The following is a 764-nucleotide window of genomic DNA, read 5'->3' as shown; positions in this document are numbered from 1 at the left end:
GGAGTGCAAAAGCCGGCATCGGGGGGGGGGGGTTCCCTATGGAGGAACGGTTGCCAACACCACGGCGGTGAACAGCCATGTCACAACCGAGGGTGACCATGCAGACGCCCGCATCGGGGGGGGGAGTGTTTGGCCCGGAGGAACGGTTGCCGACACCACGGCGGTGAACAGCTTTGTCAATGGCAATAAAAAGAATTTTGGATCTATCTCCAATGATCAGCTTCTTTGCCAAAAAGCAGACCTACGTGTGTTAACAGCCAATTGCTCTCCGAGAACTGAATTTCGGGTTGCGTTGGATTTATCGTCTTGCCCGGTACCCATAGAGGATGCAAAAAACCTGGGCAAGATTGGTCGAGATCCCGCCTATCCACTAAGCGGTACCTATCAACAGATAGCGAATATTGTTGTCAATAAAGACCATAAACCCATTGGTACATTCACCGGGGAGTACGATGGGCAGTGCCATACCATCAGCGGCCTGTCTGACTGTTTTGTTGACACTCTGCAAGGCAGCATCAGGAACCTTCACTTTACCGGTGCCAATATAACTTCCCAGAAGACGACCGGGCTAGCAGCCTGTGTTGTTGATGTTAATGGCAAAGTCAGTAATATCCGGGCGGAAAATGTTCAAATTGTCACCTCGGGTGAGAATGCATACGCCGGCATCGGGGGGGGGCGGGTTGACGGAACGGTTGCCAGCACCACGGCGGTGAACTGCAATGTCAAAACCAAGGGTAGATCTGCATACGCCGGCATCGGGGGGG

The 764-nt window shown here is 53.4% G+C and carries 1 protein-coding gene; it reads left to right on the top strand.

What is annotated here, in order from left to right; translation table 11 throughout:
• The coding region (locus J7438_RS26360) for a M26 family metallopeptidase (RefSeq protein ID WP_209278991.1) at positions 1–764 on the top strand (764 nt) is incomplete at both ends.

Source organism: Thalassotalea sp. G20_0 (genome assembly GCF_017744175.1).
Classification (GTDB): domain Bacteria; phylum Pseudomonadota; class Gammaproteobacteria; order Pseudomonadales; family Endozoicomonadaceae; genus Endozoicomonas.
The sequence above is the reverse complement of the archived record's forward strand: the minus strand, read 5'-3'. Positions and strand labels throughout refer to the sequence as shown.